Annotated in this window: 16 protein-coding genes, 6 tRNA genes, 1 rRNA gene and 1 other annotated feature; all 23 genes read right to left on the bottom strand. The window is 31.6% G+C overall.

Going from position 1 to position 20,397, the window contains the following annotated elements:
• Nucleotides 1-108, bottom strand: a 16S ribosomal RNA gene (locus tag CLLI_RS14300); the annotation flags it as partial.
• A 503-nt stretch (nt 109-611) separates the two neighbouring features.
• Complete coding sequence (murD, locus tag CLLI_RS14295; RefSeq protein WP_106064869.1) at nt 612-1,988, bottom strand: UDP-N-acetylmuramoyl-L-alanine--D-glutamate ligase; 1,377 nt, start codon at nt 1,986-1,988, stop codon at nt 612-614.
• Between the two features lie 424 nt (nt 1,989-2,412).
• Nucleotides 2,413-3,804 carry a glycine--tRNA ligase gene (locus CLLI_RS14290; RefSeq protein WP_106064868.1) on the bottom strand — a complete coding sequence of 464 codons (1,392 nt, stop codon included), beginning with the start codon at nt 3,802-3,804 and terminating at the stop codon, nt 2,413-2,415.
• Between the two features lie 66 nt (nt 3,805-3,870).
• Nucleotides 3,871-4,037: a binding site (T-box leader), on the bottom strand.
• A gap of 61 nt (nt 4,038-4,098) precedes the next feature.
• Nucleotides 4,099-4,173, bottom strand: a tRNA-Asn gene (locus CLLI_RS14285).
• 143 nt (nt 4,174-4,316) lie between these two features.
• Nucleotides 4,317-5,828 carry a lysine--tRNA ligase gene (lysS, locus tag CLLI_RS14280; protein WP_106064867.1) on the bottom strand — a complete coding sequence of 504 codons (1,512 nt, stop codon included), beginning with the start codon at nt 5,826-5,828 and terminating at the stop codon, nt 4,317-4,319.
• Nucleotides 5,829-5,843: 15 nt separating this feature from the next.
• Nucleotides 5,844-6,326, bottom strand: coding sequence for a transcription elongation factor GreA (gene greA, locus CLLI_RS14275; protein ID WP_106064866.1), 483 nt, complete (start codon nt 6,324-6,326; stop codon nt 5,844-5,846).
• A gap of 134 nt (nt 6,327-6,460) precedes the next feature.
• A complete protein-coding gene (locus CLLI_RS14270; protein WP_106064865.1) occupies nt 6,461-7,303 on the bottom strand; it encodes a hypothetical protein in 843 nt (280 codons plus the stop codon).
• Nucleotides 7,304-7,359: 56 nt separating this feature from the next.
• Nucleotides 7,360-8,331 carry a tRNA dihydrouridine synthase DusB gene (dusB, locus tag CLLI_RS14265; RefSeq protein WP_106064864.1) on the bottom strand — a complete coding sequence of 324 codons (972 nt, stop codon included), beginning with the start codon at nt 8,329-8,331 and terminating at the stop codon, nt 7,360-7,362.
• A complete protein-coding gene (locus CLLI_RS14260) occupies nt 8,331-9,119 on the bottom strand; it encodes a type III pantothenate kinase (protein ID WP_106064863.1) in 789 nt (262 codons plus the stop codon). The genes dusB and CLLI_RS14260 overlap by 1 nt, the downstream gene beginning before the upstream one ends.
• Before the next feature lie 164 nt (nt 9,120-9,283).
• Nucleotides 9,284-10,447: a sodium ion-translocating decarboxylase subunit beta gene (locus CLLI_RS14255; protein ID WP_106064862.1), complete on the bottom strand. Its 1,164-nt coding sequence runs from the start codon at nt 10,445-10,447 to the stop codon at nt 9,284-9,286.
• 35 nt (nt 10,448-10,482) lie between these two features.
• Complete coding sequence (locus CLLI_RS15030; protein WP_106064861.1) at nt 10,483-10,884, bottom strand: biotin/lipoyl-containing protein; 402 nt, start codon at nt 10,882-10,884, stop codon at nt 10,483-10,485.
• A gap of 13 nt (nt 10,885-10,897) precedes the next feature.
• Nucleotides 10,898-11,239 carry an OadG family protein gene (locus CLLI_RS14245; protein WP_106064860.1) on the bottom strand — a complete coding sequence of 114 codons (342 nt, stop codon included), beginning with the start codon at nt 11,237-11,239 and terminating at the stop codon, nt 10,898-10,900.
• Between the two features lie 18 nt (nt 11,240-11,257).
• Nucleotides 11,258-12,694 (bottom strand): acyl-CoA carboxylase subunit beta, encoded by a 1,437-nt coding sequence (locus CLLI_RS14240; protein WP_106064859.1) that lies wholly within the window; start codon nt 12,692-12,694, stop codon nt 11,258-11,260.
• 131 nt (nt 12,695-12,825) lie between these two features.
• A complete protein-coding gene (locus tag CLLI_RS14235) occupies nt 12,826-13,209 on the bottom strand; it encodes a thioesterase family protein (RefSeq protein WP_106064858.1) in 384 nt (127 codons plus the stop codon).
• Between the two features lie 110 nt (nt 13,210-13,319).
• Nucleotides 13,320-15,128 carry an ATP-dependent zinc metalloprotease FtsH gene (gene ftsH / locus CLLI_RS14230; RefSeq protein WP_106064857.1) on the bottom strand — a complete coding sequence of 603 codons (1,809 nt, stop codon included), beginning with the start codon at nt 15,126-15,128 and terminating at the stop codon, nt 13,320-13,322.
• A gap of 80 nt (nt 15,129-15,208) precedes the next feature.
• On the bottom strand, nt 15,209-15,745 hold the full coding sequence (hpt, locus tag CLLI_RS14225) for a hypoxanthine phosphoribosyltransferase (RefSeq protein WP_106064856.1): 537 nt from the start codon (nt 15,743-15,745) through the stop codon (nt 15,209-15,211).
• Entirely contained in the window at nt 15,729-17,129 is a 1,401-nt protein-coding gene (gene tilS, locus CLLI_RS14220; RefSeq protein WP_106064855.1) for a tRNA lysidine(34) synthetase TilS, read from the bottom strand. Before tilS ends, hpt begins: the two co-directional genes overlap by 17 nt.
• 116 nt (nt 17,130-17,245) lie before the next feature.
• A complete protein-coding gene (gene spoIIE / locus CLLI_RS14215) occupies nt 17,246-19,633 on the bottom strand; it encodes a stage II sporulation protein E (protein WP_106064854.1) in 2,388 nt (795 codons plus the stop codon).
• 247 nt (nt 19,634-19,880) lie between these two features.
• Nucleotides 19,881-19,957: transfer RNA gene (locus CLLI_RS14210), tRNA-Met, on the bottom strand.
• Between the two features lie 13 nt (nt 19,958-19,970).
• Nucleotides 19,971-20,046: transfer RNA gene (locus CLLI_RS14205), tRNA-Met, on the bottom strand.
• A 4-nt stretch (nt 20,047-20,050) separates the two neighbouring features.
• Nucleotides 20,051-20,140 (bottom strand) — tRNA-Leu (locus CLLI_RS14200).
• A 12-nt stretch (nt 20,141-20,152) separates the two neighbouring features.
• Nucleotides 20,153-20,229: transfer RNA gene (locus tag CLLI_RS14195), tRNA-Met, on the bottom strand.
• Nucleotides 20,230-20,242: 13 nt separating this feature from the next.
• Nucleotides 20,243-20,318 (bottom strand) — tRNA-Met (locus CLLI_RS14190).
• Nucleotides 20,319-20,397 lie beyond the last annotated feature (79 nt).

Raw genomic sequence — 20,397 nt, 5'->3', positions numbered from 1 at the left:
TCACCCGTCCGCCGCTAATCCATTCCCGAAGGAACTTCATCGCTCGACTTGCATGTGTTAGGCACGCCGCCAGCGTTCGTCCTGAGCCAGGATCAAACTCTCAATTTAAAAGTTTAATCAAAAATTGTTATAAGCTGCGCATTACTCCGTCAACAAGTTCACTGCGGTGCTCATTTACTGAAGTAAACTCCGCTCCTCGTTTCTCTTGTTTCCTCGTACTGCTTGCTTCTACCAATTTTTCTTATTAGCTCATCGCTATTTTTAACACTTTCGTGTTGAATTGACTGGTTTCTCTTCTCTGTTTAATTTTCAAAGACCATTGCTGTCATGTGACAGCTTATTTATAATATCATTTGCATTTAAACTTGTCAAGAAGATTTTTTAAACAAGTTAATATTTTTTATTTTCTTCTAAACTATATATCTGGTTCAAATAATATGATTTATTTTAGCATAAATCATAGAGCTGTCATAGCATACATATTTTAAATTCACGGGCTATCTTATCCGTTCTTTATTTTTCTTTTATAATGTACTTTATTTACTATATTTAAAGTAGGCACAGTAAAAAGAAGGGGATCATCTATATAAATCGCCTTCCTTCTCCCTACTTTATAAATTATTTATTATCTCTTTAAATCTATTTCCTCTCACTTCAAAGTTTGGAAACATATCAAAACTTGCACATGCTGGTGAAAGAGTAACTATATCTCCATTCTCAGCAATAGTATTCGCCTTATTCACTGCTTCTTCAAGAGTACTTACAATAAAAATAGGTATATTTATTCCCTTTTCACTCATTATTTTTTCAAAAGCTTTTTTAATCTTGTCTTTAGTTACTCCTAGAAGTATTAAACTCTTGATATATGTGTATCCTTCCTTTGCTAGTGGCTCAAAAGAAATCTTTTTGTCATATCCTCCTGCTATTAATATAACCTTTTTATCAAATGCTCTAAGTCCAGCTATAGTTCTTGTTGGGCTTGATGCTATAGAATCATTGTAGTATTTTACTCCATTTATTTCCCTTATGAATTCCATTCTATGTTCTACCCCAGTAAAGGATATAGCAACATTTCTCATACTTTTTATGGATACATCTTCATTTACGCAACAAAATGCCGCTAATAAGTTTTCTACATTATGCATTCCTTTTAACTTTATTTCATCTATATTACATATTCTTTTATTGAATATATATAATTCACCATTGTTATAGAAGGCTCCATTTTCCACCTTTCCCTTTATACTGAATTGTAGAATATTTCCTCCTCTTTCTGTTGCAATAGAATTAGTTATTTCATTATCTTTATTGAGAACCAGTAAATCCTCTTCTCTTCCATATTTAAAAATATTCTTCTTGGCATCAATATATTCTTCCATATCCTTATGAATGTCTAAATGATTAGGAGATATATTAGTTATAAGGGAGACCTCTATAGGTTCAGTTATGGTCATCAACTGAAAGCTGGATAATTCTAATACTACTTTATCATCCTTTTTTATTTCTTCAATTTTTGAGAATAATGGGGTTCCTATATTGCCGCCTATCCAAGTATTATATCCCTCTTCCCTCAACATATTATAAATTAAAGAGGTTGTAGTGGTTTTTCCATCACTTCCTGTGATGCCAAAAATCTTTGCTGGACAATATTTTATAAATTCCTCCATTTCTGAAGTTATATAAGTTCCCTCTTCTTTAGCTCTTAATAAAGCTGGACTATCTATTCTCATAGAAGGCGTCTTAAATATAACTTCAAAACCATTTAGTTTATCTAAATAATCTTCCCCTAATACTAATGTTACGCCTTTGTTTTCTAGCTCTACTGCTGCATTTCCTAACTGTTCTTTATCTTTCTTATCAAAAGCAGTGACTTCTGCTCCTAACTTAACTAAAAAATCTATTAATGGTCTATTGCTTATTCCTATACCTACCACAGCTGTCTTTTTTCCCTTTATAAACTTTTTAAATTCTTTAAAGTCTTTATTCATTTATTACCTCCGCTATATAAAAACATAAACTTTAATATAAATAATTATATCACCTTTATTCTTTAAACCTTAAAAATTGCAAAGTTTTTTAATATTTAAATATCTACAAAAGATTCTATTTATATGAGATAGTAAAGTCGAAATTGTGAGAATATATTTAATTTAAAGACTTTATTATCATGTATTGCAATATTATATACATATATGTTATACTTAGTATGTGCCGTAAGGAAACATTAATATAATTCCCCAAGTTTTAATTGAACATATAACATATCCCCATGATTAAACCCTATTTAAACCGGATGATTTCATCCGGTGATTTTTTTATTTTATTTAAATATTTACAAAAACATATTATAATTGTTGTATTTTTTTATAAAAAATCGGGCCTTTACTTGTAGCAAAGGCCCTTAATCTTTTATTAAGGCTCTATTTTATCTTGTATAAATTTTACTAATTCATCTATGCTTAATCTAACCTGCTGCATTGTATCTCTATCTCTTACAGTTACTGTATTGTCTTCAAGAGTATCATAATCTATAGTTATACAGTAGGGAGTTCCTATTTCATCTTCTCTTCTATATCTCTTTCCTATACTCCCTGTTTCATCATAATTAACATTAAAATATTTTGATAACATGCTATAAACTTCTGTAGATTTTCCGGAAAGCTTTTTAGTTAATGGAAGTACGGCAGCTTTAAATGGTGCAAGAGCTGGATGAAGGTGTAATACTGTTCTTACATCTCCGCCTTCTAGTTCTTCCTCATCATATGCGTCTACCAAGAAAGCAAGAGTTACTCTATCAGCTCCTAATGATGGTTCAATACAATATGGTACATATTTTTTATTAGTAGTAGGATCTAAGTATGATAAATCCTGACCTGAGTGCTTCATGTGTTGTTTTAAATCATAATCTGTTCTATCAGCAACACCCCATAATTCACCCCATCCAAATGGAAATAAGTATTCTATATCGGATGTAGCATTACTGTAGAAGGATAATTCTTCTTTAGAGTGATCTCTAAATCTTAAGTTTTCTTCTTTCATACCAAGATTTAATAAGAACTTCCAGCAATAATCCTTCCAATACTTGAACCATTCTAAATCCTTTCCTGGTTCACAGAAAAATTCTAACTCCATTTGTTCAAATTCTCTTGTTCTAAATGTAAAGTTACCAGGAGTGATTTCATTTCTAAATGATTTACCAATTTGTCCTATACCAAAGGGTAATTTTTTTCTTGATGTTCTAAGTACATTTTTAAAGTTAACAAAAATCCCCTGAGCAGTTTCTGGTCTTAAATATATTTCTGACTTAGCATCTTCAGTAACCCCTTGGAAGGTCTTAAACATAAGATTAAACTTTCTTATATCTGTAAAGTTCTTTTTACCGCATTTTGGGCAAACTATTTCATGAGTATCTATATAATCTTTTAATTGCTCATTAGTCCAACCATCTGCACTGGCAACCTCTGCTCCATGGGCGGTCATATAATCTTCTATAAGTTTATCTGCTCTAACTCTTCCTTTACACTCTTTACAATCCATTAATGGATCCGAAAAACCTCCTACGTGACCTGAGGCTACCCATACCTCACTATTCATAAGTATTGCACAGTCAAGGCCTACATTATATGGGCTTTGTTGAATAAATTTTTCCCACCATATCTTTTTTACATTATTTTTAAATTCAACACCAAGTGGCCCGTAATCCCATGAGTTAGCTAATCCACCATAAATATCTGAGCCAGGAAAAACATAACCCCTATTCTTTGCTAATGCAACTATTTTGTCCATAGTCTTTTCAAAAGCCATAACTACTTCCTCCTTTTACGTATATTGGTTATTTTTATAATTTTTTGTATAAAAAAAGCAGTTACCTCAAGGGACGAAAGATATCTTCCGCGGTTCCACCCTTTTTGGCAACAGCCCTGCTTTCAATATATTGCACTCAGAAGCTCCCTTCATAATAAACCTTTAGCTATTTTCACCAACCATAGCCTCTCTTAAAAAGCATTACCACTACTCTTCTTCATCATCGTGATTTATTCAGTTTAAAATATATTTTAACAAATAATTTAAAATTGTCAATATAGGCAAAAAATAAAATGGCTCCGTGGAGAGGATTTGAACCTCCAGCCCTTCGGTTAACAGCCGAATGCTCCACCATTGAGCTACCACGGAATGTTTATTATATGATTTAGTATATCATATTATTTTATAAATGCAAGCATTTTTTACTAAATTTAAAGTTATTTTTTATCATTAAAAATAGGTACTACACATATCGTGCAATACCCTTATTTTATCCTTATACCATATTAGAATTACTGATTGTTACTTGGTTTCATCGTTGGGAATAAAATTACATCTTTTATAGAATAAGCATCTGTTAAGAGCATGACAAGCCTATCAATTCCTATTCCAAGTCCTCCAGTTGGCGGCATACCTATTTCTAATGCATTTATGAAATCATCGTCCATCATATATGCCTCATCATCACCCAATTCTCTTTCTCTTAACTGCTGTACAAATCTATCTTTTTGTACAATTGGGTCATTTAGCTCAGAATAAGCATTACATAATTCTCTTCCGTAAATAAATCCTTCGAATCTTTCTGTAAAATCAGGATTTCCTCTTTTCTTCTTAGTTAAAGGAGATATTTCTATTGGGTAATCGTATATAAATGTAGGCTGAATTAAATTCTTTTCGCCATATTCTTCAAATAAAGCATTTAATATATCACCCTTAGAACAATCTTTTAATTGTTTCTTTAATTCAAGTTTTTTCTCTTTAGCAATTTCTCTTGCTTGTTCATCTGTTTTTACTTCGCTAAAGTCTATTCCCGCATATTCCTTAACTGCATCCACCATAGTTATTCTTCTCCAAGGTGGAGTAAGATCTATTTCTGTTCCTTGATAAGTTATTTTTGTAGTTCCACAAACCTTTTCCGCTGCATAAGCTACCATGTTCTCAGTTATCTCCATCATATCATTATAATCAGCATATGCTTCATATAATTCCATCATTGTGAATTCTGGGTTATGTCTTATATCAATACCTTCATTTCTGAAGTCTTTGCCAATTTCATATACTTTTTCAAAACCGCCAACTATAAGTCTCTTTAAATAAAGCTCTGTAGCAATTCTTAAGTACATATCTATATCTAAAGCATTATGATGAGTTACAAAAGGTCTAGCAGCAGCTCCACCAGCTATTGGTGAAAGTATTGGAGTTTCAACCTCTAAATAATCTTTAGCATCTAAGAATTCTCTAATTGCTCTTATAGTTTGAATTCTCTTCATAAATGTGTCTTTTACATCTTGATTCATTATTAAATCAACATATCTTTGTCTGTATCTTAAATCCGGATCTTTAAGTCCATGCCACTTTTCTGGAAGTGGTTTTAAAGATTTAGCTATAAGCTGAAAATCAGTAATGTGTATTGAAACTTCTCCTGTTTTTGTTTTAAACACTCTACCTGTTACAGCAACTAAATCTCCTATGTCAAAAGATTTATATTCTTTTAATCTTTCTTCACCTACATCATCAATTCTTATGTACAGCTGGATTTTTCCGTATCTATCATGAACATCTGAAAAACCAGCCTTACCGTGTACCCTTTTGGACATAAGTCTTCCAGCTATAGTAACTATCTTATCCACAAGTTCTTCATAATTATCTTTTATTTCTTTTGATGTATGAGTTCTTTCCACTTTATATACATCAAAAGGATCTTTTCCAGCTGCTTGAAGGTCGAGAAGTTTCTGTCTTCTTTCCGTAATTAGCTCATTAAACTTTTGTTCCTCTTTCATCAAATTCTTTTCTTCATTTGACATACTGACATTCCTCCATTAATCTCTTCTTACTGATAGTATTTCATATTTACTTACTCCATCTGGCACAGATACTTCTACTATATCTCCTACCTTTTTACCTATTAGAGCACTACCAACAGGTGACTCGTTAGATATTTTATTTTCCATAGGATCTGCTTCTGCTGAACCCACTATAAAGAATTCAACTTCTTCATCAAGATCATAGTCTTTTACTTTTGCTATTGTTCCAACACTAACTGTATCAGCTGGTATTTCATTCTCATCTATTATGGTAGCATTTTTCAGCATATTTTCAAGTTGAATTATTCTTCCTTCTACAAAAGCTTGTTCATTTTTGGCTTCATCGTATTCAGAGTTTTCACTTAAATCTCCAAAGGAAAGGGCTACCTTTATCTTCTCAGTTATTTCCTTTCTTTTCACTGTTTTAAGATATTCTAGTTCTTCTTCTAATTTCTTAACTCCTTCATATGTCATAACATACTTTTTTGAATCACTCATGTTTTTCTCCCCTTTTAAATCTTTTTGCTATGGTTGCTTTTTATATATTATTATATTTTTTGAAAATTTATGCACTAATTATACACCTTACCCATTAATCATTTAAGCTATTATAAAACAGCATAATTTTAATGTCAACTTTTTAGATCTTCAAAATTCAAGATGTTATCATTAAACTTTATACTATTTAAAGTAACTCCATTCTTCTTAATAGATTCCTCAATATCTCTCTCATCCATCTGACATAAAATAGCTCCCAACAACTCTAAGGATACTTCTTTTAGATCCCATAAAGCAGGCACACTGTATTCTACATCATTTATTTCTATACCCTTAATATTTCTGGGTTTATATAAATTGTTAAAATACCATATAGGAGCTGGGCAGTCAATTTCGACCTCTCTAGAAGTAAATATAAAATCGCAATTATTTAATGCAAAACTTTTATCTTTAGTAATAATTGGGGATATACCATAATTGGCCATAACATAATCTGCAATTATTGAAGTCTTTTCTACATTATCCGTTAGAAATACTATATATTTAGCTACTCTACATAAATACAAAATTCCTTCAAAGACCTGATCATCCGCCGGATCATATACTACTATACAACTATTCTTAATGCTCTTATTATTTAATCTTAATATTAATTGGATACTTTTTGCTAGACTATATCCGAATAGTTCTTTTTGAAATGTGTTAAAAAAATTGTAGTCAATCTTTCTCCATACTTTCGGCGCAATATAAACTTGATTATTTTTTATAAACCTCTTAGTAATTGCTATATTGTTAGTATAGGCTTCTTTATTTAAATTAAGAGGAAAGCTTACTCTAGTTATTTTAACATTAAGCTCTTTAATGAAGTTTTCCTCTGTTAAGTTAATTTTAAATCGATCTTTTAATTTGGTTAAAATATTACATTCATTATAAATCTTGTTTCTGTCTAAGGGTTTAATATATAAAATAGGCTGCATTTTTATATCCTAATAATTAATATTATTAGATTATATGCTTTTATAATTTAATAAATTCAGCCCTTTATTAATTCATCCTTGTATTCCTCCAATATATTTATAACCTGACTAGCTTCATGTTGAGAATTTATCATATTCTTTACTTTAGTGCAATTTTTTAAGCCTTTTATATACCAAGCTATATGTTTTCTCATTTCCTTAACAGCTCTATACTCTCCATGATAGAATACTGCCCTTTTAAAATGTTCAATACAAATATCAATTACTTCCTCTGGTGCAGGATACTGCACTTTTTCTCCACTTAGCTTTTGCTGTATTTGTTTAAATATCCATGGGTTTCCCAAAGCTCCTCGCCCAATCATTATTCCATCACAACCTGTGTACTCAGCAATGTTTATAGCATCTTCTGGAGTAAAAACATCACCATTCCCTATTACAGGTATACTTACAGCTGCTTTTACCATTCTTATTATATCCCAATCTGCTTTTCCCTCATACATCTGCTGTCTAGTCCTACCATGTATTGTTATTGCATCTACTCCTGCATCTTCTAATACTTTAGCAAATTCCACAGCATTAATATTATTTTCATCAAAGCCCTTTCTAAACTTTACTGTCACAGGCTTACTGCTTGCTTTTTTTACACTTTTCACTATTTGTGCAGCTAACTTGGGATCTTTCATTAAAGCCGATCCTTCTCCATTTTTTACTATTTTAGGTGCTGGGCAGCCCATGTTAATATCAACTAAACATATATTTTGGTTATCATTAAAGTAATCACACGCTTTAGCCATAACCTCTGGCTCACTTCCAAATATCTGCACTGCCACTGGAAGCTCTTCCTCTGAGAACTCTAACATAGCTTTTGTATTATCATTATTATAATACAAAGCTTTAGCACTTATCATTTCAGTATATACAAGTCCACAACCCATTCTTTTACATAGACCTCTAAAAGCTATATCTGTAACCCCTGCTAAGGGAGCTAAGAATATATTATTACTAAATTCCAGATTAGCTATTCTCATTAAAAGTTTTGCTCCCTATTTTTTTCATATATAAGTCTTAGTCCTTCTAGTGTTAAGAATGGATCTATCACATCTATTGTCTTTGCTTCTTCACTTATAAGTTTTGCCAGGCCCCCTGTAGCAACTACAAAAGCATCCTTTTCTCCTAAGTCGTTCATTTCTTTTTTTATATTATTAACTATACAATCTACTAAACCACCATATCCATATATAATACCCGCTTGCATACTAGATACAGTATTTTTGCAGATAACTGTATTAGGTTTTATAAGTTCTACCCTAGGCAGCTTCGCTGCTCTTTGAAATAAAGCATCAGATGATATTTTTATTCCAGGACAAATTGTTCCTCCTAAATAATCTCCTGCGGCGGTTACAGCGCAAAAGGTTGTAGCTGTCCCAAAATCTATTATTATAAGAGGTTTTTTATATATTTCATGAGCTGATACTGCATTTACTATTCTATCTGCTCCTACTTCCTTAGGATTATCATATTTAATATTTATTCCTGTTTTCACCCCAGGACCAACTATTATAGGCTTAACTTCAAAATATTTTAATATCATATGTTCTATTGAATACATTATATTTGGAACCACAGAAGAAATTATAACTCCCTCCACATCAGAAGGATCAAGTTTATTTTGCAAAAATAACTGTATAACCTGAATGCCATATTCATCCGCAGTTCTTATTGGATCAGTAGACAACCTCCAGTCAGCTATAAGTTCTTTACCTTCATATAATCCAAGAACAATATTAGTATTACCAGCATCTAGAACTAAAATCACAATACCACCACTTTCTTAACATTATTCAAAAATTAAATTTATTTTATATGTTTGTATTATGTAAATCATAATGACATTTATTCATAAATATTTACATACACCCAATTATAAATTAAAAAAGAGCATCTGTAAATTAAAAAATGCAGATACTCTTTCATAATAAATTATTTGAATAAAGTTAATAATATTCCAGCAGCTATTGCTGTTCCAATTACACCGGCCACATTTGGTCCCATAGCATGCATAAGTAGAAAGTTGCCTGGATCTTCTTCTTGCCCAACTACTTGAGACACCCTGGCTGCCATAGGCACTGCAGAAACTCCTGCTGAGCCTATTAAAGGATTTACTTTTCCACCGCTTAATTTATACATTATCTTACCAATAACTACTCCCCCAACGGTGCTTATAGAAAATGCAACTACTCCTAATATAATTATTTTAATAGTATCCGCCCTTAAGAATAGTTCTGCCTTTGCAGTTCCGCCTACTGTAACTCCCAGAAAAATAGTTATTATATTTATTAAAGCATTTTGCGCTGTATCAGATAATCTGTCTACTACCAATGATTCCCTAAATAGATTTCCAAGCATTAACATACTTATTAAAGGTGCAATGGAGGGAAGAAAAAGAGTGACTAACACTGTAACAACTATAGGGAATATTATTTTTTCTACTTTTTTTACATGTCTAAGTTGATCCATTCTAACAGTTCTTTCTTCTTTAGTAGTTAATGCCTTCATAATTGGCGGTTGGATTAAGGGAACTAATGCCATATAGGAATAGGCTGCTACAGCTATAGGTCCCAATAATTCCTTAGCCAGCTGCGATGCTAAGTATATAGCCGTTGGCCCATCTGCTCCTCCTATTATACTAATTGAGGCTGCCTGTCTACTATCAAATCCTAAGAGAAGAGCGCATATAAAAGTAAAAAATATTCCAAACTGTGCACCAGCCCCCATTAATATGCTTGATGGATTTGCAATTAATGGTCCAAAGTCTGTCATAGCTCCTACCCCTAAGAATATTAGAGGAGGGTAAATGTCCAACTCTACTCCTTTGTATAGATAATAAAACAATCCCCCTATCTCCTTGGTGATAAGTTGCCCATCCTTAAATTCATATATGGGAACCTTATCCAAACCTCCAAGTGGTAAATTTGCTACAAGCATTCCAAATGCAATAGGCAATAACAACAAAGGTTCAAATTCTTTTTTTATAGCTAAATATATTAATAAACACGCTATCATGATCATTATAACTTGTTTCCAAGTAATTACTACAAAGCCAGATGAAAGCCATAAATTTTCAAGAGATTTAATCAAGTCCATATATTAACACCCCCTTAAATTTTCTGCATTAAGCCCTATTCTATAACTGCTAATAGATCTCCTGTATCTACTTTACCACCCTTTGCTATATCTACGCTTAACACTTTGCCATCCCTTGGGGCCATTATTTCATTCTCCATTTTCATAGCTTCTAATATAAACATTATCTGTCCTTTAGCAATTTTATCACCTTCATTAATATTTACACTAAGAATAATTCCTGGCATAGGAGCTTCTATTTTTTCTCCATTTACTTTTTTATCAAGTACAGATTTTGCTTCCCTTAGTCTATTACTAGTATCTTTTTCTATTAAAACGTTGTTAGATATTCCCTTATTAATAGTCTCAGCAGCACAACTATCTTTAGAACTTTCCGCTAATTCCTCTACTTCTACTTCATATCTATTGCCATTTACGGTAACATAAAATTTTTTCATAAAATAATTCCCCCTAAACATTTATAGATTTAATACCGGATTTTCTCCAATCTAAACTATTCTTTATCTTTTTTATGCTTTTAATATTTATGCTATTAACAGGTGTGTCCATGTACATAGCTAAAGCGGCAGCTATTGCAGCTACTATTTCCTTATCATTTTCTAATGAAATCTCATCTATTTCACTAGTTCTTATTATTTCCTCATCTATATTTTTAACCTTTTCCTTATCTCCTACATTTTTTAAACATATGGTCTGCAGCTTAATAATATACATGAGTATAGTAAGAACTACGAATACTATTGCCATTGCAAATATTGTTACCTTCAATCCTTCTAAAAACAACTCTAGCATAATTGATCCCCCCAACTCTTAAATTAAAATGCTACCATGTTTTTTAGGATAATTAACTTCTCTCTTACTTTGAAGCATTTCTAAGGCATTTGAAATTCTAGCTCTTGTTTCATCTGGTAATATAATATCATCCACATATCCTTCTTCCGCTGCACTATATGGATTTGTTATATTATTTATCCTATCTTTTATTATTTCTTCTTCTTTTTTAATAGGAACTTCACTAGATAATATTTCTTTTCTATAAACTATTTTTAATAACTTGTCTGGTTTAGTAATGCAAATTTTAGAATTAGGCCATGCATATACTACATCAAAACTTATTCCCTTTCCAGCAAGCATAGTATAAATAGCTCCATAGGAAGTACCATAAATTAAGGATACCTTTGGAACGGATGCTTGTGATATTGTTGCTAATGCCTTTGCTGCCTCCAATAAAATACCGTTTTTTTCTTCCTCCAAGTTTTTTATAAATCCTTCACAATTAACCAAGGATATAATTGATATATTAAAACAATCACATACTTTTACTAGCTTTGTAATTTTATTAAGATCCTTTATGGTCAATCCATTATTATCATCACTGTTAGCTAGTATGCCAACTGTCATGCCATGAATTTTCCCTAAAAAAGTTCTTAACTTTTCTGATACATCTTTATTTATTTCAATAATACTTTCTTTATCACAAAGATATTCTATGATTCCATCAATGTTATATTCATTAACAACATTATCAATATTAGCAGATAAATTTTCATTTACATCTAAATCACTATATGACAATTCAATATTATTTGAGGGCAAATAGGATACAATCTTTCTAACCATATTTATGCTTTCTTTTTCGTTATCTGCTACTATTTGTACATTACCAATATTACTACAGTGTTTACTTTGTCCATACATTTCTATACTTATATATTCACCCTGACTTTCTATAATATCTTCTGGATCATTTATATATACCTCAGCCTGATCTTTAACCATTACTGTAAAGTCGCTCATGGCAGCACTCAATGCTAAAAGCCCTGTACAAGATCCACATACTAAAGATATTTGTGGTATAACCCCCGACAATTTAGCATTTCTATTAATTATAGATCCATAGCAATTGAAAATATTTAAATTTTCTGACAATTCTCCTCCTATAGAATCATAAATTTGTACAAGAGGAGCTCCCATTTTTCCTGACATATCTATAAGATTGCATATTTTCTTGCTATTTATCTTGTTTATTGCTCCTCCATTAATATTATAATCAATACTATAAGCATAAACTAACCTTCCATTAATTGTTCCATATCCTGTTATAACTCCAGAGTTTTTATTAGCCACCAAACCTTCTATCTCTACAAAAGTATCTTCATCAAAAAGCAGTTTTATTCTCTCTAAAGCTGTTAGCTTATCCAATTTATGTTGCATTGATTCCCTGCTAATTTTTAAATCCCCATTCATTTTTTGCACCCCTTCCCAATAAAATACTACTCTTATAATACCATATCATGTAAAAAATGTATATTACTTATACCAATAATAATTCAAAAATAAAAGGATATAAGTTTTATATTAACCTATATCCTTCAATATTACTTCAATTTATTCATAAATTCTTCACTATTTACTATATATCTTATATGGGTACCCTCTCCTATTTGGCCTTTTTCATCCCAAGCTTTCAGCTTAAAAAATAATCTTTTGCCATCTATTTTAGTAAGAATAGCTTCACATTTCACTTTCATGTTTATAGGAGTAGCTTTAATATGTTTAACACTAACCCCTATTCCCACTGTAGTATAACCGCATTGTAAATGTAGCCCCACACAACTTTTAGCTGCATTTTCCATAAGGGCAATCATAGCTGGAGTTGCATAAACTGGCAAATCTCCAGAACCATAATTAATGGCGGTTTCCTTTTCCGTAACTTTTATCTCTGTAATAGAGTTTATTCCTTCTTTTAAATTACATTCCATGGCATCATCTCGTTTCTATTAGGTTTTTAGTAATACAATATAATTATATCATTAAATACAAATATTAACTAAATTTAAAAGAAAAAACAGAGGATTAACCTCTGTTTTATTTAACTATTAACAAATATTTCTTCAAATTCTTCAGCTTCAAGTTTTTCTTTCTCCAAAAGGGCTTTAGCAACTGCATGAAGCTTATCTGTATTATCAGTAAGAAGTTTCGTTGCTTTATTATATCCTGTATCAACAAGTACTTTAATTTCCTCATCAATCTTTGATGCTACCTCTTCACTAAAGTTTTTAGCTTTTCCAAAATCTCTGCCTATGAAAACTTCATCATGTCCGCTGCCAAAAGCTATTGGCCCTAATTTTTCACTCATTCCATAATCCATAACCATTTTCCTTGCTATAGTAGTAGCTCTCTCTATATCATTTTTAGCACCAGTGCTAATATCTCCTATAATTAGTTTTTCTGCAACTCTTCCTCCAAGAAGCCCAACTATCTCATCTTCAAGTTTTAATTTTGACATATAAGAACTATCCTTTTCAGGTAAGTGCATTGTATATCCACCTGCCATTCCTCTTGGAATTATACTTATTTGATGTATAGGATCAGCATTTGGTAATAGCCTCATAACTACTGCATGCCCTGCTTCATGATAAGCAGTAATTTTTCTGTCTTCTTCGTCCATTACTCTGCTCTTCTTTTCAGGTCCTGCTATAACTCTTGTTACAGCTTCTTCTAATTCATCCATGCCTATTTCTTTTTTATCTTTTCTAACAGCTAAAAGCGCTGATTCATTCATTAAGTTCTCTAAGTCTGCTCCTGTAAATCCAGGAGTTCTTTTCGCTAATACATTTAACTTTACTTCTGGTGATAAATGTTTATTTCTTGAATGAACTTTAAGTATTGCTTCTCTTCCTTTAACATCTGGTGCTCCTACTAAGATTTGTCTATCAAATCTACCTGGTCTTAAAAGGGCTGGATCCAATATATCTGGTCTATTAGTTGCAGCTATCATTATTATTCCTTCATTAGCTCCAAAGCCGTCCATTTCAACTAATAGTTGATTTAGAGTTTGTTCTCTTTCATCATGACCTCCGCCTAATCCTGCTCCCCTTTGTCTTCCTACTGCATCAATTTCATCTATGAATACAATACATGGTGAATTCTTTTTAGCTTGCTCAAATAAATCTCTAACTCTTGAAGCACCTACTCCTACAAACATTTCAACAAAGTCAGAACCTGATATACTGAAAAAAGGTACTCCCGCTTCTCCTGCTATAGCCTTTGCAAGCAAAGTCTTACCTGTTCCTGGAGGTCCTACAAGAAGAACACCTTTAGGAATCCTTGCCCCCATATCTATGTACCTTTTAGGTTGTTTTAGAAAATCAACTATTTCCGCTAGTTCTGCCTTTTCTTCATCTGCACCAGCCACATCATTAAAGGTTACCTTCTTCTTATCTGGCGTAGCCATTTTAGCCCTACTCTTGCCAAAATTCATTACATTTCTATTGCCGCCTCCACCTTGGGATTGCTGCATAAACATAAACCAAAATACCACGAACATTAGTATTAACAAGGCTGTAGGTAACCAGTTCAACCACACTGGAGTTCTTGCTGGTAATACATAGTTTTCAGTTACATCTCCATTTTTTTCATGGGTACTTATAAACTGATTTAGTCTCTCAAAAGGGACTATAGTTTGATATTGAGTACCATTTTTTAAGGTACCTACTACCGTCATTCTATCTTCTTTAACTTCAAAACTCTTTATCTCATTATTTATCCAATATTTTTCAAATTGATTGAAATTTATGGTTGTTACACTTTCATTTGATCGCGATAAATACAGAGCTGAAAAAATGACGAATATAAATATAATAACCCAGGCCGTTGCACTTGAAAATTTCTTATTCATTACTGGCCCCCCTCTCTTTCTAGTTTATATTGTAAAATTGTATCATATCAAATATTTGTTTACAATATTATTAATATTAATTATTTATAAATTTCTTCTTTTAATATTCCAATATATGGTAAATTCCTATATTTCTCTGCATAATCTAGACCATATCCTACCAAAAAATAATCTGGTACTTCAAATCCTATGTATTTAGTATTTATTTCTACTGTTCTTCTATCAGGTTTATTTAATAAACATGCTATTTCTATACTAGCTGGCTTTCTACCCTTTAAATAGTCCACTAAATATCTTAAAGTTACACCTGAATCTACTATGTCTTCCACAATAAGAACATGTTTATCTTCTATTTCAAAATCTAAATCCTTTAGAATTCTTACTACTCCAGAAGTCTTTGAGGAATTTCCATAACTTGATACCGCCATAAAATCCATAGTACAAGGAATATCTATTTCCTTCATAAGATCTGCCATAAAAGGTACTGATCCTTTTAATACCCCAATTAAAAATAAATCTTTTCCACGATAATCCTCACTTATTTGCTTGCCAATTTCTTTAATTCTAGCTCTTAGTTCCTTTTCAGTAAATAAAACTTCTTTAATATCCTCTTTCATTTTGTTCCTCTCTTTCTATATTAATTTTCAATATATTTTTTGTAGTTTTTTGTACTTTAAAATTTTCGCTTATTCTATACCCTACCACCCACGCAATATCTTTGTTGAAACAAATTAGTGGTATTTTATTTCTTTCCTCTTTGGGTATTTTCAAATCTATAAAAAAGTCCTTTAACTTTTTACTTCCCTTCATTCCAAGAGGTATAAACTTATCTCCATCCCTTCTATATCTTAACACTATATTACCATTAATTTTATCAAAATCAAAATATTTAACATTTTCCCATTTACCTAATTTGAGAGCATTATTATTATCTATCAGTTCTAGTTTCACTCTCATTTTATCCCCTATGTAATTATCTCCCAATGTTAATATATACTCATTATCCTCTTTAATGTGATTATTGGGTAAGTATTTGAAAATATGAATATCTCCATAATTATTTACGACTTTTATGGCCCCTGGTAATAATAATTCTTTACCTGTTTCATTTTTTTGTAATTCTATAACTTGATCTATATGTATTTTTTCGTAATTATATAAATTTCCCTTTATACCACATATACCATATCTTATCATTCTAGTAACAATGGCTCTATGTTCATTAAAAGCATTTTTTAATATTATTATTCTATCCTTTTTAACTACTGAGTACTGTTCGAAACTTTTTTTTGCCATAAATTCAATGTAATCACTATCTATATCTACATTTATTGCTAGTCTATTAATTGCACCTACTATATCTTCATTAAAATTCTTTCTTATATAAGGTATAAGTTCTAATCTTATCTTGTTTCTAGTATATATAGTTTCTAAATTTGTCTTATCTATTCTAGGATTTAAATTATTTGAAACACAATATTCCTCAATTTCATCCCTTGTAATATTTATCAATGGTCTTATGTATATATTATCTCTTATTGGTTTTATTCCCGCAAGACCTTCAATGCCTGTTCCTCTCATAATTCTCATAAGTATAGTTTCACATTGGTCATTGGCATTATGTGCTAGGGCAACTTTTGTCCCATTTATATCCTTCATTACTTTTTTAAAAAATGAATATCTAGCTTCTCTTCCTGCGGTTTCACAGGATAAATTCTTTTCTTTTGCCAGCTTATTTATGTCTATTTTAGCAGAATAAAATTTCAAATTATTTTTTCTGCAAAAATCTTTTACATATTCTTCATCCTTTTCCGCTTCTTCTCCCCTGAGGCAATGATTTATATGAGCTGCTACTACTTCTATACAATATTCTTTGCTTATAGACCTTAAAATATGTAGTAAGCACATAGAATCCGGGCCTCCAGATACTCCAACTATTATCTTGTCTCCCTTTTCTATCATATTATTTTCTTCTATAGTTTTTAAAACCTTTTCCAGCATTAATAACCACTTCCCCAAAAACTTATTTCATGAAAAATTTATAGTTTTTATTATAACATAAATAAAAATTAAAATACCAGAAATCATATAATAAATGTTGATTTCTGGTATATAAATTAAAACAATGCATAAACCTTTGAAACCACTACAGTCATATCATCTTTAACCTTGCCCTTACATAATTCCTTTGCCTTGTCAATAATGCCTTTGCATAATTCTTCTGGATTATTTTGATTACACTCCTGCAGATATTTTACAAGCCACTCTACCTTTCCAGCTTCATCATTATTATAATCTAATATACCATCACTTAACATAACAATTATGTCACCATTTTTTGCCTGCTTTTTTATAATGTCCACATCTACTTTATCCAAAACACCTATAGGTAATGTTCTAGATTTAATTACGTCTACCTTATCCTTTGATTTTATAAAACTAGCTACAGCTCCTACTTTCATAAAGTCAACTTCGCCTGTGTACAAATTTACACTACTTAAATCTACAGTAGAAAATTTTTCATCCTGAGAAAACTTGATAGTCATAAGGGAATTTACTGTATTTATTGCAGTAATTTTGCTAAAACCTGCTTTAACAAACCCCTCAATCAGATTCACTGCAGCACTGCTCTCGTGTCCTGCCTCTGGTCCAGAACCCATCCCATCACTTAAAACAGTTATATAAGTTCCATCCTTTAATTTATTGAAAGAATAACTATCTCCATTATATTTTTCTCCATCTTTACACATTCTCCCTGCATAAGATGCTACATGATACTTAGGAGTTTCTTCTAAGGTCATATTACACATCTTACTGTCTAAATTTAGATTACATCCTTCATCTGCTACACACATTACCTTACCCGTTACTGAGTTTATCAACGGCAATATTTCTTTTATGCATTTCTGCTTTCCACCGCAAGCCTCCATGGACAATTTTATTACGATTCTCTGATTCTTATCATTGTAGCAAAATACATCTCTAAACTTTATGTTATTTTTATTTAATACCCTTCTTATATCATTTTCTATATATTTATTAAATTGAATGCTTGAACTAAAATCTTCTATCATCTCATCTACAGAATACGAAATATTACTTATTTGTGTAGCTAAAAATTGCCTACATTCACTTAGTCTATTTCTCCACATTTCATCTATAATATAATTCTTTATTATCTCCTCTGCATTTTTTGTCAGCGCAGATCTCCTTATACATTTTCTTTCTATTTCATAAGGTACAGCTTCTTTTTTATTTTGATAGTTTTCAATTAACTCTGAAAAAGCCGAATAGGTATAAAAGCTTTCCCTTTTCCAACAAATAGATTTCATATTACAATTGCTGCAAACCCTATCCGCCAGATTTTCTACTATTCCACTACTTTTAGTTTTCAATCTTAACTTATCATTATCTGCCAAGTCCTCTAAGGTTTTTCTCATATCTAATAATAGTTGAGAAAAATCATTTAGCTTATTACTATACAAATCTTTTATTTTACCAACATAGTTTTCCCTTAAATTTTCTCCCTTCATCTCCCAATCTAACTCCAATTCCATCCTCTTGTAAATCTTAACAGGTACTATATAAAATATTATCAGCGCAATTAACGCCTCCTGTATTTGAAATTGCACTCCTATATCTGAGTATAACTTCAATATTGAAAACATTACTATATAAGCAATTCCACTTATCCATTTTCCTGTTTCCTTAAACACACCTGCTATTAAACCGCATATACCATAAGTACCTATAAAAGTAACCATATTATTTGTGGAAATACCTATTATAGCACCCATAGCTACCCCAGAGGCCCCACCTGCAGAACTTCCCTTAATATAACCTATCATAACTATAAATGTTAAAGCTAGTATATTCCTTAGGGACATTCCAAATATGTTAATTCCCCAAGTACCTCCAATAACTAAAGATAAAGATATGGAAATACTTATAATTTCTTCACTACTATATATATTCTTTGTTTTAAATTTTTTTAGACATGTTATGGAATAATTAAGAATATAATATATTGGAAATATACATGCCATTTCAAATAAAGCATTAAAAAAAGCTACAAGCATTGTAATGTGCATTAAAAACTTATTATAAAGTATTAATTCTAAAAATATAATTCCAAAAGCTATATAAAGTTTCTTATTTGTCCTAATGCTATCAAATGTATAAGCTATTGAAGCTATTATGCAGACACCAATGATATATAGCCATACGTTTTTAATGCTACTATGTAATGATAGGTACCCTAAGATGGAACCAATTCCTGCCATCAAGGATATTCTTTTATTTTTATTTGATATAGTAGTCATTAAAAAGGCTATCCCAAAAGGAGCCATTAAGTTAATCATAATTACTCTGCTAATTAACAAGCTTGTAAAAAAATAAAATAGAGTCTTATAGATTAAGACTATATTATATTCTTTCTTCCTATGTTCATCATTATTGACTTTCTTAATCCTTTCATATGGAAATATTTCTGCTCCATACTGCATAACAACCCCACCACCCTCATAAATTGTTTTTCTTAATTATAGCAAAACCAATTGGAAATTATTGTCACAACATAGGATGGCTTCAACTTTTTTTTAGGACATTTATCTCTCCTATTTACTTATAAAATTAGTTTTATGGGAAAGATTGTACTTTAATGAAATAAATAAGAAATAATATAAATTTATGTTAGATATGTAAGTTAGAAATAAAACGAAAACTCACAGACTAATCTGTGAGTTACTTATGTGGTAGCGGAAACGGGATTTTAATCTACAACACTTCGGATATGAACCGAATGCTCTAGCCAACTAAGCTATTCCGCCATGTCTTTCAATTTGGTTGCGGGGATAGGACTTGAACCTACGACCTTCGGGTTATGAGCCCGACGAGCTGCCAACTGCTCCACCCCGCGATATTGGTGCCGAAGACCGGAATCGAACCGGTACGGTGTTTTAAGCACCGCAGGATTTTAAGTCCTGTGCGTCTGCCAGTTCCGCCACTTCGGCTTATAATATATATGGTAGCGGAAATAGGACTTGAACCTACGACACTTCGGGTATGAACCGAATGCTCTAGCCAGCTGAGCTATTCCGCCATGTCTTTCAATTTGGTTGCGGGGATAGGACTTGAACCTATGACCTTCGGGTTATGAGCCCGACGAGCTGCCAACTGCTCCACCCCGCGATATTGGTGCCGAAGACCGGAATCGAACCGGTACGGTGTTTTAAGCACCGCAGGATTTTAAGTCCTGTGCGTCTGCCAG

Origin of the sequence: Clostridium liquoris, assembly GCF_002995785.1 — a bacterium.
Lineage (GTDB): Bacteria > Bacillota > Clostridia > Clostridiales > Clostridiaceae > Clostridium_AO > Clostridium_AO liquoris.
This window is presented reverse-complemented; position numbering and strand designations above follow the sequence as displayed.

Coding starts and splice junctions, on each gene's coding strand:
- CLLI_RS14235 (WP_106064858.1), bottom strand. CDS start 13,209: ATGGAATGTAATTTAAAAGAAGGAATAAACTCTATTACAGAGATAAAA.
- ftsH (WP_106064857.1), bottom strand. CDS start 15,128: ATGAATAAGAAATTTTCAAGTGCAACGGCCTGGGTTATTATATTTATA.
- spoIIE (WP_106064854.1), bottom strand. CDS start 19,633: ATGCAGTATGGAGCAGAAATATTTCCATATGAAAGGATTAAGAAAGTC.
- CLLI_RS14290 (WP_106064868.1), bottom strand. CDS start 3,804: ATGGCTTTTGAAAAGACTATGGACAAAATAGTTGCATTAGCAAAGAAT.
- CLLI_RS14245 (WP_106064860.1), bottom strand. CDS start 11,239: ATGCTAGAGTTGTTTTTAGAAGGATTGAAGGTAACAATATTTGCAATG.
- lysS (WP_106064867.1), bottom strand. CDS start 5,828: ATGTCAAATGAAGAAAAGAATTTGATGAAAGAGGAACAAAAGTTTAAT.
- tilS (WP_106064855.1), bottom strand. CDS start 17,129: ATGCTGGAAAAGGTTTTAAAAACTATAGAAGAAAATAATATGATAGAA.
- CLLI_RS14270 (WP_106064865.1), bottom strand. CDS start 7,303: ATGCAGCCTATTTTATATATTAAACCCTTAGACAGAAACAAGATTTAT.
- CLLI_RS14255 (WP_106064862.1), bottom strand. CDS start 10,447: ATGGACTTGATTAAATCTCTTGAAAATTTATGGCTTTCATCTGGCTTT.
- greA (WP_106064866.1), bottom strand. CDS start 6,326: ATGAGTGATTCAAAAAAGTATGTTATGACATATGAAGGAGTTAAGAAA.
- CLLI_RS14240 (WP_106064859.1), bottom strand. CDS start 12,694: ATGAATGGGGATTTAAAAATTAGCAGGGAATCAATGCAACATAAATTG.
- hpt (WP_106064856.1), bottom strand. CDS start 15,745: ATGAAAGAGGATATTAAAGAAGTTTTATTTACTGAAAAGGAACTAAGA.
- CLLI_RS15030 (WP_106064861.1), bottom strand. CDS start 10,884: ATGAAAAAATTTTATGTTACCGTAAATGGCAATAGATATGAAGTAGAA.
- dusB (WP_106064864.1), bottom strand. CDS start 8,331: ATGAGAATAGCTAATCTGGAATTTAGTAATAATATATTCTTAGCTCCC.
- murD (WP_106064869.1), bottom strand. CDS start 1,988: ATGAATAAAGACTTTAAAGAATTTAAAAAGTTTATAAAGGGAAAAAAG.